The 16,388-nt window shown below is 64.6% G+C and carries 16 protein-coding genes; 12 read left to right on the top strand and 4 right to left on the bottom strand.

Annotation, left to right across the window (positions count from 1 at the left end):
- Positions 1-117 precede the first annotated feature (117 nt).
- The 6 genes from GJ698_RS06745 to GJ698_RS06720 all read left to right on the top strand — a co-directional run bounded on the left by GJ698_RS06745 (position 118) and on the right by GJ698_RS06720 (position 7,621).
- The gene (locus GJ698_RS06745) at positions 118-2,130 is read left to right on the top strand and encodes a bifunctional 2',3'-cyclic-nucleotide 2'-phosphodiesterase/3'-nucleotidase (RefSeq protein ID WP_229259863.1); all 2,013 of its coding nucleotides are present in this window, start codon (positions 118-120) and stop codon (positions 2,128-2,130) included.
- A complete protein-coding gene (locus tag GJ698_RS06740; RefSeq protein ID WP_154356849.1) occupies positions 2,127-2,648 on the top strand; it encodes a tetratricopeptide repeat protein in 522 nt (173 codons plus the stop codon). Before GJ698_RS06745 ends, GJ698_RS06740 begins: the two co-directional genes overlap by 4 nt.
- A 163-nt stretch (positions 2,649-2,811) precedes the next feature.
- The gene (locus GJ698_RS06735) at positions 2,812-3,969 is read left to right on the top strand and encodes an ABC transporter substrate-binding protein (RefSeq protein WP_154356848.1); all 1,158 of its coding nucleotides are present in this window, start codon (positions 2,812-2,814) and stop codon (positions 3,967-3,969) included.
- A 79-nt stretch (positions 3,970-4,048) separates the two neighbouring features.
- Positions 4,049-4,939 carry a branched-chain amino acid ABC transporter permease gene (locus tag GJ698_RS06730; protein WP_154356847.1) on the top strand — a complete coding sequence of 297 codons (891 nt, stop codon included), beginning with the start codon at positions 4,049-4,051 and terminating at the stop codon, positions 4,937-4,939.
- Positions 4,940-4,942: 3 nt separating this feature from the next.
- Positions 4,943-6,886: a branched-chain amino acid ABC transporter ATP-binding protein/permease gene (locus tag GJ698_RS06725; RefSeq protein WP_154356846.1), complete on the top strand. Its 1,944-nt coding sequence runs from the start codon at positions 4,943-4,945 to the stop codon at positions 6,884-6,886.
- Between the two features lie 12 nt (positions 6,887-6,898).
- Complete coding sequence (locus tag GJ698_RS06720) at positions 6,899-7,621, top strand: ABC transporter ATP-binding protein (RefSeq protein WP_154356845.1); 723 nt, start codon at positions 6,899-6,901, stop codon at positions 7,619-7,621.
- Positions 7,622-7,657: 36 nt separating this feature from the next.
- On the opposite strand, the gene GJ698_RS06715 is transcribed toward GJ698_RS06720, so the two are convergent.
- Positions 7,658-8,497, bottom strand: coding sequence for a transposase (locus GJ698_RS06715; protein ID WP_154356844.1), 840 nt, complete (start codon positions 8,495-8,497; stop codon positions 7,658-7,660).
- 145 nt (positions 8,498-8,642) lie between these two features.
- Between GJ698_RS06715 and GJ698_RS06710 the strand changes: the two genes are divergently transcribed.
- From GJ698_RS06710 to GJ698_RS06685, 6 genes are all read left to right on the top strand, one after another.
- Complete coding sequence (locus GJ698_RS06710; RefSeq protein WP_154356843.1) at positions 8,643-9,479, top strand: aldo/keto reductase; 837 nt, start codon at positions 8,643-8,645, stop codon at positions 9,477-9,479.
- Positions 9,480-9,492: 13 nt separating this feature from the next.
- Positions 9,493-10,566 (top strand): DUF4272 domain-containing protein, encoded by a 1,074-nt coding sequence (locus tag GJ698_RS06705; RefSeq protein ID WP_154356842.1) that lies wholly within the window; start codon positions 9,493-9,495, stop codon positions 10,564-10,566.
- Positions 10,567-10,646: 80 nt separating this feature from the next.
- On the top strand, positions 10,647-11,063 hold the full coding sequence (locus GJ698_RS06700; RefSeq protein WP_154356841.1) for an RcnB family protein: 417 nt from the start codon (positions 10,647-10,649) through the stop codon (positions 11,061-11,063).
- A gap of 49 nt (positions 11,064-11,112) precedes the next feature.
- The gene (locus tag GJ698_RS06695) at positions 11,113-11,580 is read left to right on the top strand and encodes a YbaK/EbsC family protein (protein WP_154356840.1); all 468 of its coding nucleotides are present in this window, start codon (positions 11,113-11,115) and stop codon (positions 11,578-11,580) included.
- Positions 11,577-13,595 (top strand): alpha/beta hydrolase domain-containing protein, encoded by a 2,019-nt coding sequence (locus GJ698_RS06690; RefSeq protein ID WP_154356839.1) that lies wholly within the window; start codon positions 11,577-11,579, stop codon positions 13,593-13,595. Before GJ698_RS06695 ends, GJ698_RS06690 begins: the two co-directional genes overlap by 4 nt.
- Positions 13,592-14,941, top strand: coding sequence for an 8-oxoguanine deaminase (locus tag GJ698_RS06685; protein ID WP_154356838.1), 1,350 nt, complete (start codon positions 13,592-13,594; stop codon positions 14,939-14,941). Before GJ698_RS06690 ends, GJ698_RS06685 begins: the two co-directional genes overlap by 4 nt.
- Here the strand turns inward: GJ698_RS06685 and GJ698_RS06680 are convergent.
- From GJ698_RS06680 to GJ698_RS06670, 3 genes are read right to left on the bottom strand one after another with little or no spacing between them, the layout of a single operon-like run.
- The gene (locus tag GJ698_RS06680; protein ID WP_154356837.1) at positions 14,933-15,250 is read right to left on the bottom strand and encodes a DUF2288 domain-containing protein; all 318 of its coding nucleotides are present in this window, start codon (positions 15,248-15,250) and stop codon (positions 14,933-14,935) included. The genes GJ698_RS06685 and GJ698_RS06680 overlap by 9 nt on opposite strands.
- 2 nt (positions 15,251-15,252) lie before the next feature.
- Positions 15,253-15,942: an RES family NAD+ phosphorylase gene (locus GJ698_RS06675; RefSeq protein ID WP_371865162.1), complete on the bottom strand. Its 690-nt coding sequence runs from the start codon at positions 15,940-15,942 to the stop codon at positions 15,253-15,255.
- On the bottom strand, positions 15,943-16,377 hold the full coding sequence (locus GJ698_RS06670) for an antitoxin Xre/MbcA/ParS toxin-binding domain-containing protein (RefSeq protein ID WP_154356836.1): 435 nt from the start codon (positions 16,375-16,377) through the stop codon (positions 15,943-15,945).
- Positions 16,378-16,388 lie beyond the last annotated feature (11 nt).

The following is a 16,388-nucleotide window of genomic DNA, read 5'->3' as shown; positions in this document are numbered from 1 at the left end:
GCGAATCGGCGCCAGCCCGGCCAGCCGCACCTTCGGCGTGAAATGCTGACATTTTAGCCACAAAACCGGCGCAAAACCGGATAGAATGTCGCAGCCTGTAACTTCGACATGCCATCCATGCGCCTTGCCTATCTCGCTTTGCCGTCCCTGCTGATCGCCTGTTCCAGCCTGCCGCACGATGGCGCCGGCAGCGCGCCGCCGGCCGGCGCCGAGGCCACGCTGGGCCTGCTGGAGACCACCGACCTGCACGCCAACGTCCTCAGCTACGACTATTACAAGCTGCAAGCCGATCCCGCCATCGGCCTGGAACGCACCGCCACGCTGATCAAGCAGGCGCGCGCCGACTACCCGAACAACCTGCTGCTCGATAACGGCGACGCCCTGCAAGGCACGGCACTGGCCGACTACCAGGCGCTGGTCAAGCCGGTGGCCTGCGGCGACACGCTGGCGATTTACAAGGCCATGAACCAGCTGGGCGTGGACGCGGCGGGCATCGGCAACCATGAATTCAACTACGGCCTGCCGTACCTGAACCAGGTCACCGCCAGCCACTTCGACGTCGACGGCGTGCCGGCCGACGCCCCGCGCTGCGCCGGCCCGAACTTCCCCATCGTGCTGGCCAACATCTACAGTGTGAAGACGAAACAGCCGCTGTTCGCCCCATACCGCATCCTGACGCGCCAGATCCAGGCCACCGGCCCGGATGGCAAGCCGCTGACCGCCACCATCAAGGTCGGCGTGATCGGCTTCACGCCGCCGGGCGTGCTGTCGTGGGACAAGCACTGGCTGGAAGGGAAGGTCTACGCCGAGGGCGTACGCGAAACAGCGCAGAAATACATCCCGCGGATGCGCGCCGAGGGCGCCGACCTGGTGGTGGCCGTGTCGCACGGCGGCATCGACGGCGATCCGTACACGCCACAAATGGAAAACGCCAACTACTACCTGGCGCAGGTGCCGGGCGTGGACGCCATGCTGATCGGCCACGCGCACCTGCCGTTCCCTAATCCCGCCAGCACGCTGCCGGCGTTCAACCTGCCGGGCGTCGACAAGACCCGGGGCACGGTGTACGGCGTGCCGGCCGTGATGGCCAACCTGTGGGGCAAGCACCTGGGCGTGATCGGCCTGCACCTGAAGTATGACGGCCAGCATTGGGTTATCGACAAAACCCGCACCACGGTGGAAGCGCGCAGCATCCAGAATCCGGACCGCAGCTTTGTCGCCGCCGATCCGGCCATCGCACCGCTGGTGGCGGACGAACACGCGGCCACCATTCAGTACGTGAAAACCCCGGTCGGCACCAGCGACTTCCGCATGACCAGTTACTTCGCCGACGTCGGCGACATCAGCGCGATCGAACTGGTGAACCAGGCGCAGACCGCCTACGTGCAGGACTACGTCAAGGCCAACCTGCCGCAGTACGCGGCGCTGCCGGTGCTGTCGATGGCGTCGCCGTTCAAGACCGGCGCCGCCGGCGTGGCCGACTACACCGACGTCAAGCCGGGCGCCGTGGCGCTGAACAACGCCGCCGACCTGTATCTGTACCCGAACGCGCTGCACGCGGTGAAACTGAACGGCGCGCAGCTGAAAGCCTGGCTGGAAAAGTCGGCCGAACGCTTCAACCGCATCGACCCGGCCAGCAGCGCGCAGCAGGAACTGGTCAACACCGGTTTCGCCGGCTTCAACTTCGACATGCTGACCAATCAAGACGTCAGCTACCAGATCGACGTCACGCAGCCGCTTGGCCAGCGCATCGTCGCCTTGCACTACAAAGGTGCGCCGCTGTCGCCGACGCAGGAATTCCTGGTCGCCACCAATAACTACCGCGCCAGCGGTGGCGGTGGCTTCCCCGGCCTGGACGGCAGCAAGACCATCCTTGCCGCGCCGGACTCCAGCCGCGACGTGCTGATCGCCTACATCCAGAAAGCCAGGCAGCTCACGCGCGCCCGCAACGGCGCCGACCGCAGCTGGCGTTTCGCGCCGGTCGCCACCAGGGGTGCGGTGGTGTTCCATTCCGCCCCCGGCATGCTGAACCTGGCGCGCGACGCCGGCCTGAGCGCCGTCAGCCAGCTCAAGGCCGACGACGGCGCCGGCAAAGGCTTCGCCCTCTACGCCATCGACTTGAGCAAATGAAGATCCGGCGCCGCGCTCTCGCGATTCTTGCCGCCAGCCTCGTGCTGGGCGGCGCTGCCTCGGCCGGACCGGTGGAAGAAGGGCGTTTGTGCCTGCGCGGTTCCGAGCGCGTGCAGGTCGATCTGCCGCGCGCCTTCCAGCTGTTCAGCGGCGCCGCGCAAAAGGGCGATCCGCAAGCCGCCTACTATCTCGGCCTGATGTACCAGAACGGCATGGCGGTGGCGCGCAACATGAAGGCCGCCGCCCACTGGCTGCAATTCTCCGCCGACCACCAGAACCCGGCCGCCATGTACGCCCTGGCCAAGCTCTATCTCGCCGGCGACGGCGTCAAGCGCGACGACCTGGCCGCCCGCCGCTGGATCGAAAAAGCCGCCGACCTCGAATATCCGGAGGCCGTGATGGCCATGGCCATCGGCCTGCGCGACGGCTCCATGGGCTTCGAACGCAACGAAGCGCTGGCCGAAACCCAGATGCGCTTCGCCAACCGCGCCCTCAAGCTGGCCGTCCCCGGCCTGTAAATCCTTACGCCATGCTTACAGCGCAAGCGCGTGCCGCCCTTGCTGCGATGCCGCACATCTATCTGTTGCTGATGAACTTCTACTAACCTACAATGGTTTTCGATGGGGCGATTTTCCAGCGTACGACTACTATAAAAAACGTTGTATAAACAGGAGATGACACATGAACTTCAAGTTGAACATGCTTGTTGCAGGTCTGGCGTTAGCTTTCTCGGCATCCTCCCAGGCGGCCGATCCCATCAAGATCGGCGTCGCCGGTCCGTTCACCGGCGGTTCGGCGCCAATGGGCGTGTCGATGCGCGACGGCGTCAAGCTGGCCGTCGCCGATATCAACGCCAAGGGCGGCGTGCTGGGTCGGCAGATCGTGCTGGTCGAACGCGACGACGAAGCCAAGCCGGAACGCGGCGTGCAGATCGCCCAGGAACTCATCAATAAAGAAAAAGTCGTCGCCACCGTCGGCTACATCAACACCGGCGTGGCGCTGGCCTCGCAGCGCTTCTACCAGGACGCCAAGATCCCGGTCATGAACAACGTCGCCACCGGCTCCATCATCACCAAGCAGTTCGCAGACCAGCCGGAAAACTACATCTTCCGCAACTCCGCCAACGACCAGATCCAGTCGCAGATGATCATCAAGGAAGCGGTCGACAATCGCAAGTTCAAGAAGGTCGCCATCCTGGCCGACTCCACCAACTACGGCCAGCTGGGCCGCGAAGACCTGGAGAAGGTGCTGGCCGGCCGCAACATGAAGGCGGTCGCGGTCGAGAAGTACAACATCAAGGACGTCGACATGACGGCCCAGCTGCTGAAGGCCAAGCAGGCCGGCGCCGACGTCGTGCTCACCTACGGCATCGGCCCCGAGCTGGCGCAGATCGCCAACGGCATGGAAAAACTGAACTGGAAAGTGCCGCTGATCGGCAGCTGGACCCTGTCGATGGCCAACTTCATCGACAACGCAGGCAAGAACGGCAACGGCACCCGCATGCCTCAGACCTTCATCCAGGACCCGAACACGCCGAAACGCAAGGCCTTCATCGACGCCTACGTGAAAGCCTACAACCCGCCGCAGGGCCGCATGCCGTCGCCGGTGTCGGCCGCGCAGGGCTACGATTCGATCTACCTGCTGGCCGCTGCCATCAAGCAGGCCGGCAGCACCGACGGCCCGAAAATCAAGGCCGCGCTGGAGAACCTGAGCGAGAAGGTGGATGGCGTCGTCACCAGCTACAACAAGCCGTATAGCAAGGACAACCACGAAGCCATCAACGCCGAAACCACCGTGTTCGGCGAAGTCAAAGACGGCAAAGTCGTCCTGGCCAAGTAAGGCGGCCGAGCGCCACAGTGGCCAGACTTGTTGATGCAAGCCTGGCCATTTTCTTGTTGTCTGTAGCAAAGGACCTATCATGGAAATCCTGTTGCAACTGGTGTTCAGCGGCATTGCGCTGGGCATGATCTATGCGGTGATCGCCTTCGGCTACCAGCTCACCTTCGCCACCTCCGGCACGCTGAATTTCGGTCAGGGCGAATCGCTGATGCTCGGCGCGCTGGTCGGGCTTAGCCTGGTCGGCACCATCCACGGCGGCCCCTACATGAGCTACCTGCTGATGATCCCGGTGGTGATCGTGTTCGGCGCGCTGCAAGGCATGTTCGTCGAATGGATAGGCGTGCGGCCGGCGATCAAGATCAAATCCGAATTCGGCTGGATCATGTCCACCATCGCGCTGGCCATCATCTTCAAGAACGTCGCCGAAAACATCTGGGGCAAGGACGACCTGACCTTCCCGTCGCCGCTGGACTCGGCGCCGATCGACATCCTCGGCGCCAACGTGCAGCCGATGCAGATCGCGGTGGTGCTCGGCGCGCTGGCCATCATGGCGGCGGTGGAACTCTTCAACCGCAAATCCATCTACGGCAAGGCGGTGGTCGCCACCGCCAACGACCGCGACGCGGCCGGGCTGATGGGCATCAACACCGGCATGGTGATCACCTTCTCGTATGCGCTGTCGTCCGCCGTCGCCGCCTTTGCCGGCGTGCTCGTGGCGCCGCTGACGCTGACCGGCGCCACCATGGGCGCCTCGCTGGGACTGAAGGCGTTCGCGGTGGCCATCATCGGCGGCCTGACCTCCGGCATGGGCGCCATCGTCGGCGGCCTGATACTGGGCATCGCCGAAACCACCACCGGCTACTACATCTCCACCGGCTACAAGGAAGTGCCGGGATTGCTGCTCCTGCTGCTGGTGCTGGCGATCAAGCCGTCCGGCCTGTTCGGCAAAGCCGCCATCAAAAAGGTCTGACCCATGAACAAGACGATCGTCGCGGCAAGCGTGGTGGGACTGGCGGTGCTGGTGCTGTATCCGGTGCTGATACCCAATCCGTACTACATCCATCTATTTGAAACGATCCTGATCTACGCCATCCTGTTGTTCGGCCTGGACATCGTGGTCGGCTACACCGGCCAGGTGTCGCTGGGTCACGCCGGCCTGTTCGGCATCGGCGCCTACGCCACCGGCGTGCTGGTGTTCAAGCTCGGTGCGCCGTTCTGGATCGCGATTCCGGCCAGCGTGCTCGGCGCGGCGGTGTTCGGCGCCATCCTGGCGCTGCCGGCGCTGCGCGTCACCGGGCCGTACCTGGCCATGGTCACGCTGGCCTTCGGCACCATCATCCAGATCCTCATCAACGAAATGACCTTCCTCACCGAAGGCCCGATGGGCATCAAGATCGCCAAGCCCATGCTATTCGGCGCCAAGCTGAGCGAAGTGCAGTACTACTACATGGTGGCCGTGCTGATGGTGATCTCGCTGATCGTGGTGCACCGCGTGCTGAAGTCCAACCTCGGCCGCGCCTTCGAAGCGCTGCGCGACAGCCCGATCGCCTCCGACTGCATGGGCGTCTCGGTCTACCGCTACAAGGTGTACGCCTTCATCATCAGCGCCGGCTTCGCCGGTCTGGCGGGCAGCCTGTACGCGTACTCGGAGGAGTACATCAACCCCAGCACCTACACCTTCGAGCTGACCATCCTGTTCCTGCTGGCGGTGATCATGGGCGGCCGCAAGACGCGTTCCGGCGCCTTGATCGGCGCGCTGATCGTGGTCATGCTGCCCAGCCTGCTGGCCGACATCGAACTGTTCCGCAAGATCGCCGTGGCCGCCGCCGTGCTGGGCGTGATCGGCTCGGCGCTGGCGATCGCCCGCAAGCGCTCGACGCCGCGCGGCGTGGCCGTGCCCTTGATCGCCACCATCGGCATGGCGGCGTTCTCCTTCAAGCTGGAAAACATCGTCGACTGGCGCCTGACCATCTTCGGCCTGATGACGCTGTTCGTGGTCTACTACCTGCAGGACGGCATCGTCGGCTTCCTGCAAGGGCTGGTGGGCAAGGCGCGTGCGCATGCGCAGCCGCTGGCGACCGGCGCCGGCGCCGAGCCGTTCCCGCGCGCGCAGGGCGGCAAGGTTGGCGACACGCTGCTCAACGTCGAACAGATCCTGATGCAGTTCGGCGGCCTGAAGGCGCTCAACCAGGTCAACCTCAACGTGGCCCAGGGATCGGTGCACGGCCTGATCGGCCCCAACGGCTCCGGCAAGAGCACCATGATGAACGTGCTGACCGGGATCTACCGGCCGACCGCCGGCAAGGTGGCCTTTGCCGGCGCCGTGATCTCCGGCCGTACGCCGTCCGAAATCGCGCTGGGCGGCGTCGCCCGCACCTTCCAGAACGTCCAGCTGTTCGGCGAAATGACCGCCACCGAGAACGTGCTGGTCGGCCTGCACAAGACCTTCCAATCCAATGTACTGGACGTGATGCTGCAAACGCCGCGCTACAAGCGCGAGGAACAGGCCGCGCGCGAGCGGGCCGCCAGCATCCTGGAGTTTGTCGGCCTGTCCGACCTGGCCGGCGAGGAGGCGCGCAATCTGCCGTATGGCAAACAACGCCTGCTGGAGATCGGCCGCGCGCTGGGCCTCAGTCCGCGCCTGCTGCTGCTGGACGAACCGGCGGCCGGCCTGACCGCGCCCGACATCAAGGACTTGATGGCCATCATCCGCAAGATCCGCGACCACGGCATCACCATCATCCTGATCGAGCACCACATGGACGTGGTGATGGCCTTGTCCGACACCGTCACGGTGCTGGACTTCGGCCAGAAGATCGCCGAAGGCAAGCCGGCCGCCGTGCAAAGCGATCCGAAAGTGATCGAAGCCTACCTGGGCGGCAGCGATGACGCCAGCCACGCGCCGGCGGCGCACTGACAAGGACACGCCATGCTATCGATCTCCAACCTGCAAGCCGCCTACGGCAAAGTCGAAGTCCTGCACGGCATCTCGCTGGACGTCCCGAAAGGGAAGCTGGTGACGCTGATCGGCTCCAACGGCGCCGGCAAGACCACCACCATGCGCGCCATCTCCGGCATGATCAAGCCCAAGGGCGGCAAGGTCACGCTGGACGGCAAGGACATCACCGGCCACGACTCGCACCGCATCGCCCGCGCCGGTCTGGCGCATTCGCCGGAAGGGCGGCGCGTGTTCGCCTCCATGAGCGTGACCGACAACCTGCTGCTGGGCGCCTTCCCGCGCTTCACCCGCGCGCGGCCGAAAGGCGACATCAAGCGCGACCTGGAAAAAGCGCTGGAATTGTTCCCGCGCCTGAAAGAGCGCCAGCACCAGCTGGCCGGCACCCTGTCCGGCGGCGAGCAGCAGATGCTGGCGATGGCGCGCGCGGTGATGCTCAATCCCGACGTGGTGTTGCTGGACGAACCGTCGATGGGCCTGGCGCCTATCCTGGTGGAAGAAGTATTCCGCATCATCCAGCGCCTGAAGTCGGAAGGCGTGACGATGCTGCTGGTGGAACAATTCGCCGCCGCCGCGCTGAACGTGGCCGACTATGGCTACGTACTGGAAAACGGCCACATCTCCGTCCACGGCCCCGCCGACAGCCTGAAAACCGATCCCAAAGTCATCGCCGCCTACCTTGGCGGCGCCCACTAACCCCCAAACCGGGGTCAGTGCCGACATTCGGACATTTCATCGCGCGCGATGCTTTTTGATCGCCCGGCTGACGGTTTTGGATGAGACGCCAAAGAACGCGGCGATCTGTTCCATCGTGTACGCGGTGGAGCGGAAGGCGTTATTCATCGCTTCATCGCGGCTGGCTGCCTGCTGCTGGTAGTCGGCCAGTGATAGCGCCAAGGCGCGGCGCTGCAGTTTGGGCACCGCGCGAAGCGTGTCTGCGGCTGGCGGTTGTCGGGTTGCAGCGACAAAGGTATCGTCGCCGAGGATCAACTGGTGTTTGGTGTTCAAGAGCGGATTGGGCGCGCCGATTCCTGCCGTCACGAATCTTCGGTAAGCCGCGATGGCCGGCGCGGTTTCGCTGGAGAACGCCTGCAAGGTGGTGGCGACATCCAGCCAGGGCGGTGCGGAATACGTGCCGAGCAGATAGGGATAGCTGCTCCACGGCCAGTCCTCGGGTGCCTGAACCAGGCCAGCGCGCACCGGATTGAGTACCACGTAGCGTGCCACCTCCATCAAATAAGCTTCGCGCTGTATGAGGATTGCCTTGTAGCGGCCTTGGAATACGTGTCCCACCAAGTCGTGCCGGCGGTTGAAGTATTGCGAATATATGCCGTTTAGCTGTTGCATGCCTTGCGCCAGATTACCATCCACAGTCTCCACGACGAAGTGGTAATGGTTGGACATTTGGCAGTAGCCATGAATAACAAAATTATAAAGAGCGCATACGTCAGCCAGGATGGACAGCCACATGAGGCGGTCGTTCTGGTCGTGAAACACCAGACTCTTTCGGTCGCCGCGAGAGGTCACATGGTACAGTGCACCGGGAAACTGTAGTCGGATTGGGCGGCTCATCCAGTCATTCTAGGCAGGCGGATGGCGAGACCCGTGAGGCAGCGCAAACAATCCCGGCATGGCAAGGACGAGCTTGTGTCCGAATGTCGGCACTGACCCCGGTCTTCGCCTTATACTCGGCTTTTCGATAGCCGTGGAGGCTTGCATGAAAACGCTGAAGATGGCCGGGCACGCGGTGCCGGCGCTGGGGCAGGGCACGTGGAATATGGGGGAGCAGGCCGCGCGCAAACGGGACGAGGTGCGCGCCCTGCAACTGGGCCTCGATCTTGGCCTGACGCTGATCGATACCGCCGAGATGTACGGCGAGGGCGGGGCGGAGGAAGTCGTGGGCGAGGCCATCGCCGGCCGCCGCGATGAAGCCTTCATCGTCAGCAAAGTCTATCCGCACAACGCCAGCTTCGACGGCGTGCAGGCCGCGTGCGAGCGCAGCCTGCGTCGCCTGAAAACCGAAGCCATCGACCTGTATCTGCTGCACTGGCAGGGCCACCACCCGCTGGCCGAAACCTTCGACGGCTTCGAGGCGCTGAAGCAGGCCGGCAAGATCAAGGCCTGGGGCGTCAGCAACTTCGACCTGGAAAACATGGAGGAAGCCCTCGGCTACGGCGCGCCCGCCACCAACCAGGTGCTGTACAACCTGATGAAGCGCGGCATCGAGTTCGACCTGCTGCCCTGGGCGCGCGAACGCCAGCTGCCCGTCATGGCCTACTCGCCGCTGGAAACCCACGGCCGCGAACAGGCCGCGCTGCTGTGCAATCCGGGCCTGAAGGCGGTCGCCGATGCGCACGGCGTCACTCCGGCGCAGATCGCGCTGGCCTGGGTGCTGCATCAGGATGGCGTGATCGCTATCCCCAAGGCCGTCGATCCTGTACACTTGCGCGCCAACCGCGCCGCGGCCGATATCCGCCTTTCCGCCGATGATCTGGCCGCATTGGACCAGGCATTTCCGCCGCCGCGACGTCGCCGCGCGCTGGACATGCGTTAAACGATAAATAACTATGCTCAATCGACTGAAGCAGCTGTTCTCCCCCAAAGACATCAGCAACCACATTCTGCTTAACGCCTACGCCACCGTGGGCGACGCGCCCAAGCCGGCCTTCCCGCACGTGCTGAACGGCCGCCGCGACAGCAAGGACGCCGAACTGGCGCCGCACCTCAATGGTTTCATGCACTACCTGGCCGAGCAAAACGGCGGCAAGATGACGCGCACGCGCTACCACGTGATCCGCCATCTGCAACGCACGCAGCACCACCTGAGCTTTGCCATCGATCCGGCCGACATGGCGCCATTCCACGCCTGGGCGGAAGCGGCCAATGCGCTGGTGTTCATGCAGGACGGCACGGTGCGCGATCCGCAGGGCCGCATCCTGCTGGCCGCGTCGGGCGAAGATGGCGACGCCCAGGCCGTGATGCCGTATCCGCCGCAAGCCTGGCAGCGCAAGGCGCGCAGCGACGAACAACTGGCGGCGCGCCAGATCAATGTGCCGGCCGACCTGCCGCCGCTGGTGTCGGAACCGGAATTGCGTCTGCGCGCGCCGGAGGATGTGCTGCGCCGGATGCTGGCCCTGTTCGTGGTCGCCATCCGCGCCGAATCGCTGAACAGCAAGACGCCGATCGCTGTCGACGATCTTCAGCAGCGCTTCCCGCCGGCCTTCGCCGGCCTGACCGACGCCGAACGCGCCTTCCTCGCGCAGGAAGCGCCGTCCGAACAGGAGATCACGCAATTCCTGTGGCGCTATGAAGCCATCCTGGTGCTGCAATGGGCCCTGGGTTTGCAGGAGGCGCTGCCGTTCACGGATGCGATCTGCGACGTGGCGTCGATCTCCAGCACCGTCATCGATCGCGGCACCGAGGGCTTGCGCAAGCAGCCGGTCGCGCGCGCGACCGGCGAGATCCTGGATGCGCTCGACCTGCACTATCGCCTGCACTGGGCCAGCCGCCAGGCCATCCTGAAGAAAACGCCGGTGCCGGCGGGCCTGAACGACGGCGTGCTGCAGGAGCGTCACTATGCCCTGAATTGGCTGGTGCGCTTCGAGGACCGCGAGTGGGATGATGTCGATACGCCCACCTGAGTAATGTTCGGTAGCGAACGGACGGCTAGCGGATTTACAGGTAGGCTGTTCCTATCGAAGCACTTAACAAGGAGTTCGACATGAACCGCAAAATGATTACCGCTGCCGTGCTGGCAGCATTTGTCGGCGTCACCGGCGCAGCTTCGGCGCAGGACCGGCACGATGATCGTCGGGACGACCATCGCAATGACGACCGTCATAGCCAGCAGGATCGTCACGACGACAATCGCTATGCCCAGGATCGCCGCAACGACCGCCAGGATTATCATCACGACGACGACCGTGGCCGCGACCGCGGCGCCGGTCCGCGTCACGACATCCGCAAGGGCGGCCGCCTGCCGCCGGAATACCGCAACCGCCAGTACGTGGTGGACGACTGGCGCGGCCACCATCTGAGCGCGCCGCCGCGCGGCTACCATTGGGTACAGACCGGCGGCGATTATGTGCTGGTCGCGATCACCACCGGCATCATCGCCAGTCTGCTGCTCTCGAACTAATCCGCTCTGCTAATATGCTGGACAGTCCTAACTGCCCAGCATATTTTTTATGAGCCTGCAATCGGTACGAGAGTTCTTCCTCTCCCGCGAGATCCATCTTCCCATCATTGAAACCGAAGCCAGTACCGCCACGGTGGCGCTGGCGGCGGAAGCGCATGGCGTGGAGCCGGGCCGCATCGCCAAGACGCTGGCGTTTCGTGTCGCGGACGGCAGGGTGATACTCGTCGTGGCGAGCGGTGTCGCGCGCGTCGATAACCGCAAGTTCAAAGAGACTTTCGGCAAGGGCAAAATGCTGGGTGCCGACGAAGTGGTGGCGCTGACCAGCCATCCGGTGGGCGGCGTATGCCCGTTCGGCCTGCCGCAGCCGCTGCCGATTTATCTCGACCATACGCTCAACGACTTTGACGAAGTGCTGCCTGCAGCGGGTTCGGTCAACAGCGCCATCCGCATCACGCCGGCCTTGCTGGCCTCCGTCACTGCTGGTCAGTGGGTCGACGTGTGCGGGAGCGTCGCATGAGGCGCACGCTGACCGCGCTGGCGGCAATGGCGCTGGTCTCGGCCGCGCAAGGGGCTGTGGAGCGCATCGAAGTGGTTGAGCGCGTGCCGTTCGCACCCGGCGTCACCTTTGGCGAATACGGCGCGTATGAAAAGATACGCGGCATCGCTTACTACGCGCTCGATCCCCGTGCCGCCGCCAATGCGTTCATTGTCGACTTGAAGCGCGCACCGCGCGACAAGAAAGGCCGCGTGCTGTTCTCCAGCGAGTTTGTGCTGCTGCGGCCCAGCGGCGCGCAGCCCACTACCTTGCTCTATGATGTGAACAATCGCGGCAACATCGCCATCCTCGGCCAGGTCAACGGCCGCAGTCCCGCATACAATGATCCCACCACCGCCGCCGATGCGGGCGACGGCTTCCTGATGCGTCACGGCTTTTCGCTGCTGTTCTCCGCGTGGACCTGGGACGTGGCGCCATCCGCGCCGCCCGCAGCCGGCACGCCGGCGCCGCGGCCGCTGGTGTTCGTGCCGCCGGTGGCCAAGGGCGTCAAGGGCAAGGTGCAGAACGAATTCACCGTCAATGCGCCGACGGATGTCGCCACCTACGCTGGCATGCGCGGCCTGACCTATGAACCGGCCACGTCCAACGATCCGCATGCGCAGCTGACGGCGCGTGCGCGTCCGGACGACAAGCGCCGTCCCATCCCGCGCAGCGCCTGGCGTTTCGTCGAGCCGGAACTGAAGGGCGGTCCGGGCCGCGTGCAGCTGGAGGGCGGCTTTCAGCCCGACACGATCTATGAACTGACCTATGTGGCGAAAGACCCTTACGTCACCGGCGCCGGCCTGGCGGGCATCCGCGACCTGCTGTCCTGGTTCCGCGATCATCCTTTTGAAAATGCTCCCGCGCCGCGCAATGTGCTGATGTTCGGCATCAGCCAGTCCGGCCGCGTCATCGGCCGCATGCTGCACGATGGCCTGAACGTGGATGAAGGCGGCAGGCTGGCATTCAGCGGCGCCTATCTGCAAGTGCCCGGCGCAGGCGGTTCCGCAGGCTTCAACAGCCGCTTCGCGCAGCCGACGCGCCATCCGTCGATGATGGAGGAGCATGACTATCCCGCCGACGCGTTTCCGTTCACCAGTGCGCCATCGCGCGATCCCGTCACCGGCGTTACCGCGTCCACGCTCGACAAGGCGCGCGACAAACAGGGCAAGCTGCCCAAGCTGATTGTCGCGAACACTTCCACCGAATTCTGGAACCGTGGCGCCTCGCTGATCGCCACCACGCCGGACGGCGAGCGTGATGTGGCGCCGGCCGACAATGTGCGCATTTACGGCTTCATGGGCGCGCAGCATTATGTCGGCCGCTCCAGCAAGCGCGCGCCGTTCACCGCTTGCGTCTCGACCAGCGACCATTACCTGCCGATGCGCGCGTTGATCGTGGCGCTGGATGATTGGACTGTCAACGGCAAGCAGCCGCCCGCCAGCGCTTACCCGCAACTGGCGGACGGCACGCTGACCACGGTGGCCGACTACCGCGCCATCTTCCCCAAAGGTTTCGGCCTGACGCCGCCGGCGCAGAATCTGCGCGAACCGCGTCTGGGCGGCGTACCATCCAAACACGGTGACGACTACGAAACCCGCGTGCCGACGCCGGACGCCGACGGCAACGACAAAGGCGGCGTGCGCCTGGTCGAACTGCAAGCGCCGCTCGGCACCCACACCGGCTGGAACCTGCGTGCGCCGGATACCGGCTTTGCCTGGGCCACGTCGCGTTTCGACGGCAGCTTTGTGCCGTTCGCGCGCACCGAGGCGGAACGCGTGGCGGCCGGCGATCCGCGTCCCAGCCTGGAAGAACGCTACGCAACGCGCGACGCTTACGTGGCCGCCGTGCGCACCGCCGCAGAGCGCCAGGTCGCCGCCGGCCTGCTGCTGGCGGAAGACGTGGAACGCACGCTGAAGGAAAACGTCGGCCTGTACGACCGCATCCTGGCCCGCGACAGCGCCGATCAAAGCTGCAACTACCTTTACGCCCAATGAGCAAAACACTACTGATTAAAAACGCCCGCGTGCTGGTCACCATGGATGATGCGCGGCGCGAGATCGCCGACGGCGCGGTCTACATCCGCGACAACGTCATCGAGCAGGTGGGCAGCAGCGCCGAATTGCCGCAGGACGCCGACGAGATCATCGACGCCAGCGGCCACGTGGTCATGCCGGGCCTGGTCAACACCCACCACCATATGTACCAAAGCCTGACGCGCGCCATTCCCGCCGCGCAGAACGGCGAGCTATTCAACTGGCTGACCAATCTCTATCCGCTGTGGGCCGGCCTGACGGCGGAAATGATCCACGTCTCGACGCTGACCGCGATGGCGGAACTGATCCTGTCCGGCTGCACCACCAGCAGCGACCATCTCTACATCTACCCGAATGACTGCAAGCTCGATGACAGCATCGCGGCCGCGCAGAAGATCGGCATGCGCTTCCATGCCGCGCGCGGCGCCATGAGCGTCGGCCAGTCGAAAGGCGGCCTGCCGCCGGACCGCGTGGTGGAAGAGGAGGGCGCCATCCTCAAGGACACCCAGCGCCTGATCGAGACGTACCATGACGCCAGCCGCCACGCCATGCAGCGCGTGGTGGTGGCGCCATGCTCGCCGTTCTCGGTGTCGCAGGATCTGATGAAGGAATCGGCCCGAATGGCGCGCAGCTACGGCGTCTCCATGCACACGCACCTGGCGGAAAACGTCAACGACATCGCCTACAGCCGCGAAAAGTTCAACATGACGCCGGCCGAATATGCCGAGGATTGTGGCTGGGTAGGTCCGGACGTATGGCATGCCCACTGCGTGCAGCTGGACGACGACGGCATCCACCTGTTCGCGCGCACCGGCACCGGCGTGGCGCACTGTCCATGCTCCAATATGCGCTTGGCCTCCGGCATCGCGCCGATCCGCAAGATGCTGGACCGGGGCGTGCCGGTGGGACTGGGCGTCGACGGCAGCGCGTCGAACGACGCCGGCCATATGATGGGCGAAGTGCGCCAGGCGATGCTGTTGCAGCGGGTGGGATTCGGTCCGGATGCGATGACCGCGCGCCAGGCGCTGGAAGTGGCCACGCTGGGCGGCGCCAAAGTGCTGAACCGCGACGACATCGGCGCCATCAAGCCTGGCATGTCGGCGGATATCGTCATGTTCCGGCTGGATGGCATCGGCATGGCCGGCGCGCTGCACGATCCGGTGGCGGCGCTGGTGTTCTGCACGCCGCCGAATGTCGCCTACAGCATCATCAACGGCAAGGTGGTGGTGCGCGAGGGGCAGCTCTGCACGATCGACCTGCCGGTGATCATCGAGCGCCACAACGCGCTGGCGATGCAGCTAGTTTAAAGCCTTCTGTTCCTGCACCAGGATGAAGGGGCTGACCACGCTGGCCCACAGCTGGGCGTCGGACTCCAGCCAGGCTGCGGCCTGCTGGTCATTGACCTTGGCCAGCAGGCCGGCGTTCATCCACTGGCTGATGTTGGCCTTGTCGTCGTGCGAGATACGTACGGCCACGTCGACCAGGTCGAGCGAGCTGGCAACCCACACCACGTTCCCTTGTGCGAAGTGCTTGAGCAGCTCTGTCCACGGCAGGCGCGCCGTTTCGCGGTTAACTTTGTCTCGGAGTTCGAGGTCTTTTTCTGGCTTGGTTTGCATGATTAAATAATTTCTATCTTCGGTTCCGGGCTACCCTGCCATGTTAACCGATAGACCGCGCCTTTGCGAACATTGCCTACCAGCGCGGGACGGAAGCAGGCCAGGTTGGTGCCGCCGTCGCGCCGCACGCTCGGGTAGATGACGCCCAGCGAGCCGCCGTCCAGCAGCCGCTCCGCCAGCGTTTGCGATTCGATATAGCTGTCCGGCGCCAGGCAGGCCTCGTAGCGCGCCTGGCCGCGCAGGTCGTGGAAGGTGGCGGTGAAGTCGGCCAGCATGCACTGGTACTGCACGCTGTCGTCGAAGCGGTTGATCTCCGCGTATTCCACCGCCTTGTGGAAGCTCACTTCCGCCAGCGCCGTCTCGGCGTCGAAGGCGCAGTACCAGGCGCCGCGGCGGCCGTCGTTGAAGCGGCTGCCCTGCGGATGGGCGTAAGTGAAGGCGGCGTTGACGATGCGGAAGTTCGGCACGCCGAACACCAGTTCATCGACGCTGATGCCGGCCGCGCCGCCGTTCTGCGTGCGCAGGCGGGCATTGGTGGCGTTATCCAGTTCGAACAGGTCGTGCAGGTGGGCGTCGCTGTCGGCCAGCGGCGCCAGCACGGAATCCTCCACATCGGCAAAGCGGGAGGGCAGCAGACGGCAGGTGTCGAACTGGCGCAGCGTGGTTAAGGGCGGAACGAGGCTGACCGGCACTTACAGGCCTCCACGGCGGGCGTCCAGCAGCTGGCGCACGGTTTGCATGGCGATCAGGCCGCCGCCCAGCATGTAGGCCAGCGGCGTGCGGCCTTCGAAAATCTGGTTGTTGTTGGGCAGGGCGATCCATTCGTCGGCCAGCTTGTCGCCGTAGATGATGTGCAGCGCCTTGTAGATGCCCAACAGGTAGGAGATGCGGGTGATGCAGTCCACTTCCAGCGTGCGTTCGGGATTCTTTTTCCAGTCGTAGTAGGCGCTGTTGGACAGGCCGCCCAGCAGCTGGCGCGCGTCTTCATCGCGCACCTTCCAGGTTGCAACCAGCTTGAAAAAGCCCTTCAGGGCGGATTTGGACAGCCGCTCGCGCTCGGCCTTGGCGTTCAGATCCACCAGTACGGTCGGTTCGAAGCGGCTGCGGGGGTAGGCATAGTTGAGCATAAATCCTCCGG

The organism is Duganella aquatilis, from assembly GCF_009674565.1.
In the GTDB taxonomy this organism is placed as follows: domain Bacteria; phylum Pseudomonadota; class Gammaproteobacteria; order Burkholderiales; family Burkholderiaceae_D; genus Rugamonas; species Rugamonas aquatilis.
Note: the sequence above shows the minus strand (reverse complement) of the source record. Positions and strands in the feature narration are given on the sequence as shown.

Coding starts and splice junctions, on each gene's coding strand:
- GJ698_RS06695 (WP_154356840.1), top strand. CDS start 11,113: ATGAGCCTGCAATCGGTACGAGAGTTCTTCCTCTCCCGCGAGATCCAT.
- GJ698_RS06735 (WP_154356848.1), top strand. CDS start 2,812: ATGAACTTCAAGTTGAACATGCTTGTTGCAGGTCTGGCGTTAGCTTTC.
- GJ698_RS06730 (WP_154356847.1), top strand. CDS start 4,049: ATGGAAATCCTGTTGCAACTGGTGTTCAGCGGCATTGCGCTGGGCATG.
- GJ698_RS06715 (WP_154356844.1), bottom strand. CDS start 8,497: ATGAGCCGCCCAATCCGACTACAGTTTCCCGGTGCACTGTACCATGTG.
- GJ698_RS06705 (WP_154356842.1), top strand. CDS start 9,493: ATGCTCAATCGACTGAAGCAGCTGTTCTCCCCCAAAGACATCAGCAAC.
- GJ698_RS06725 (WP_154356846.1), top strand. CDS start 4,943: ATGAACAAGACGATCGTCGCGGCAAGCGTGGTGGGACTGGCGGTGCTG.
- GJ698_RS06680 (WP_154356837.1), bottom strand. CDS start 15,250: ATGCAAACCAAGCCAGAAAAAGACCTCGAACTCCGAGACAAAGTTAAC.
- GJ698_RS06685 (WP_154356838.1), top strand. CDS start 13,592: ATGAGCAAAACACTACTGATTAAAAACGCCCGCGTGCTGGTCACCATG.
- GJ698_RS06745 (WP_229259863.1), top strand. CDS start 118: ATGCGCCTTGCCTATCTCGCTTTGCCGTCCCTGCTGATCGCCTGTTCC.
- GJ698_RS06740 (WP_154356849.1), top strand. CDS start 2,127: ATGAAGATCCGGCGCCGCGCTCTCGCGATTCTTGCCGCCAGCCTCGTG.
- GJ698_RS06710 (WP_154356843.1), top strand. CDS start 8,643: ATGAAAACGCTGAAGATGGCCGGGCACGCGGTGCCGGCGCTGGGGCAG.
- GJ698_RS06670 (WP_154356836.1), bottom strand. CDS start 16,377: ATGCTCAACTATGCCTACCCCCGCAGCCGCTTCGAACCGACCGTACTG.
- GJ698_RS06700 (WP_154356841.1), top strand. CDS start 10,647: ATGAACCGCAAAATGATTACCGCTGCCGTGCTGGCAGCATTTGTCGGC.
- GJ698_RS06690 (WP_154356839.1), top strand. CDS start 11,577: ATGAGGCGCACGCTGACCGCGCTGGCGGCAATGGCGCTGGTCTCGGCC.
- GJ698_RS06720 (WP_154356845.1), top strand. CDS start 6,899: ATGCTATCGATCTCCAACCTGCAAGCCGCCTACGGCAAAGTCGAAGTC.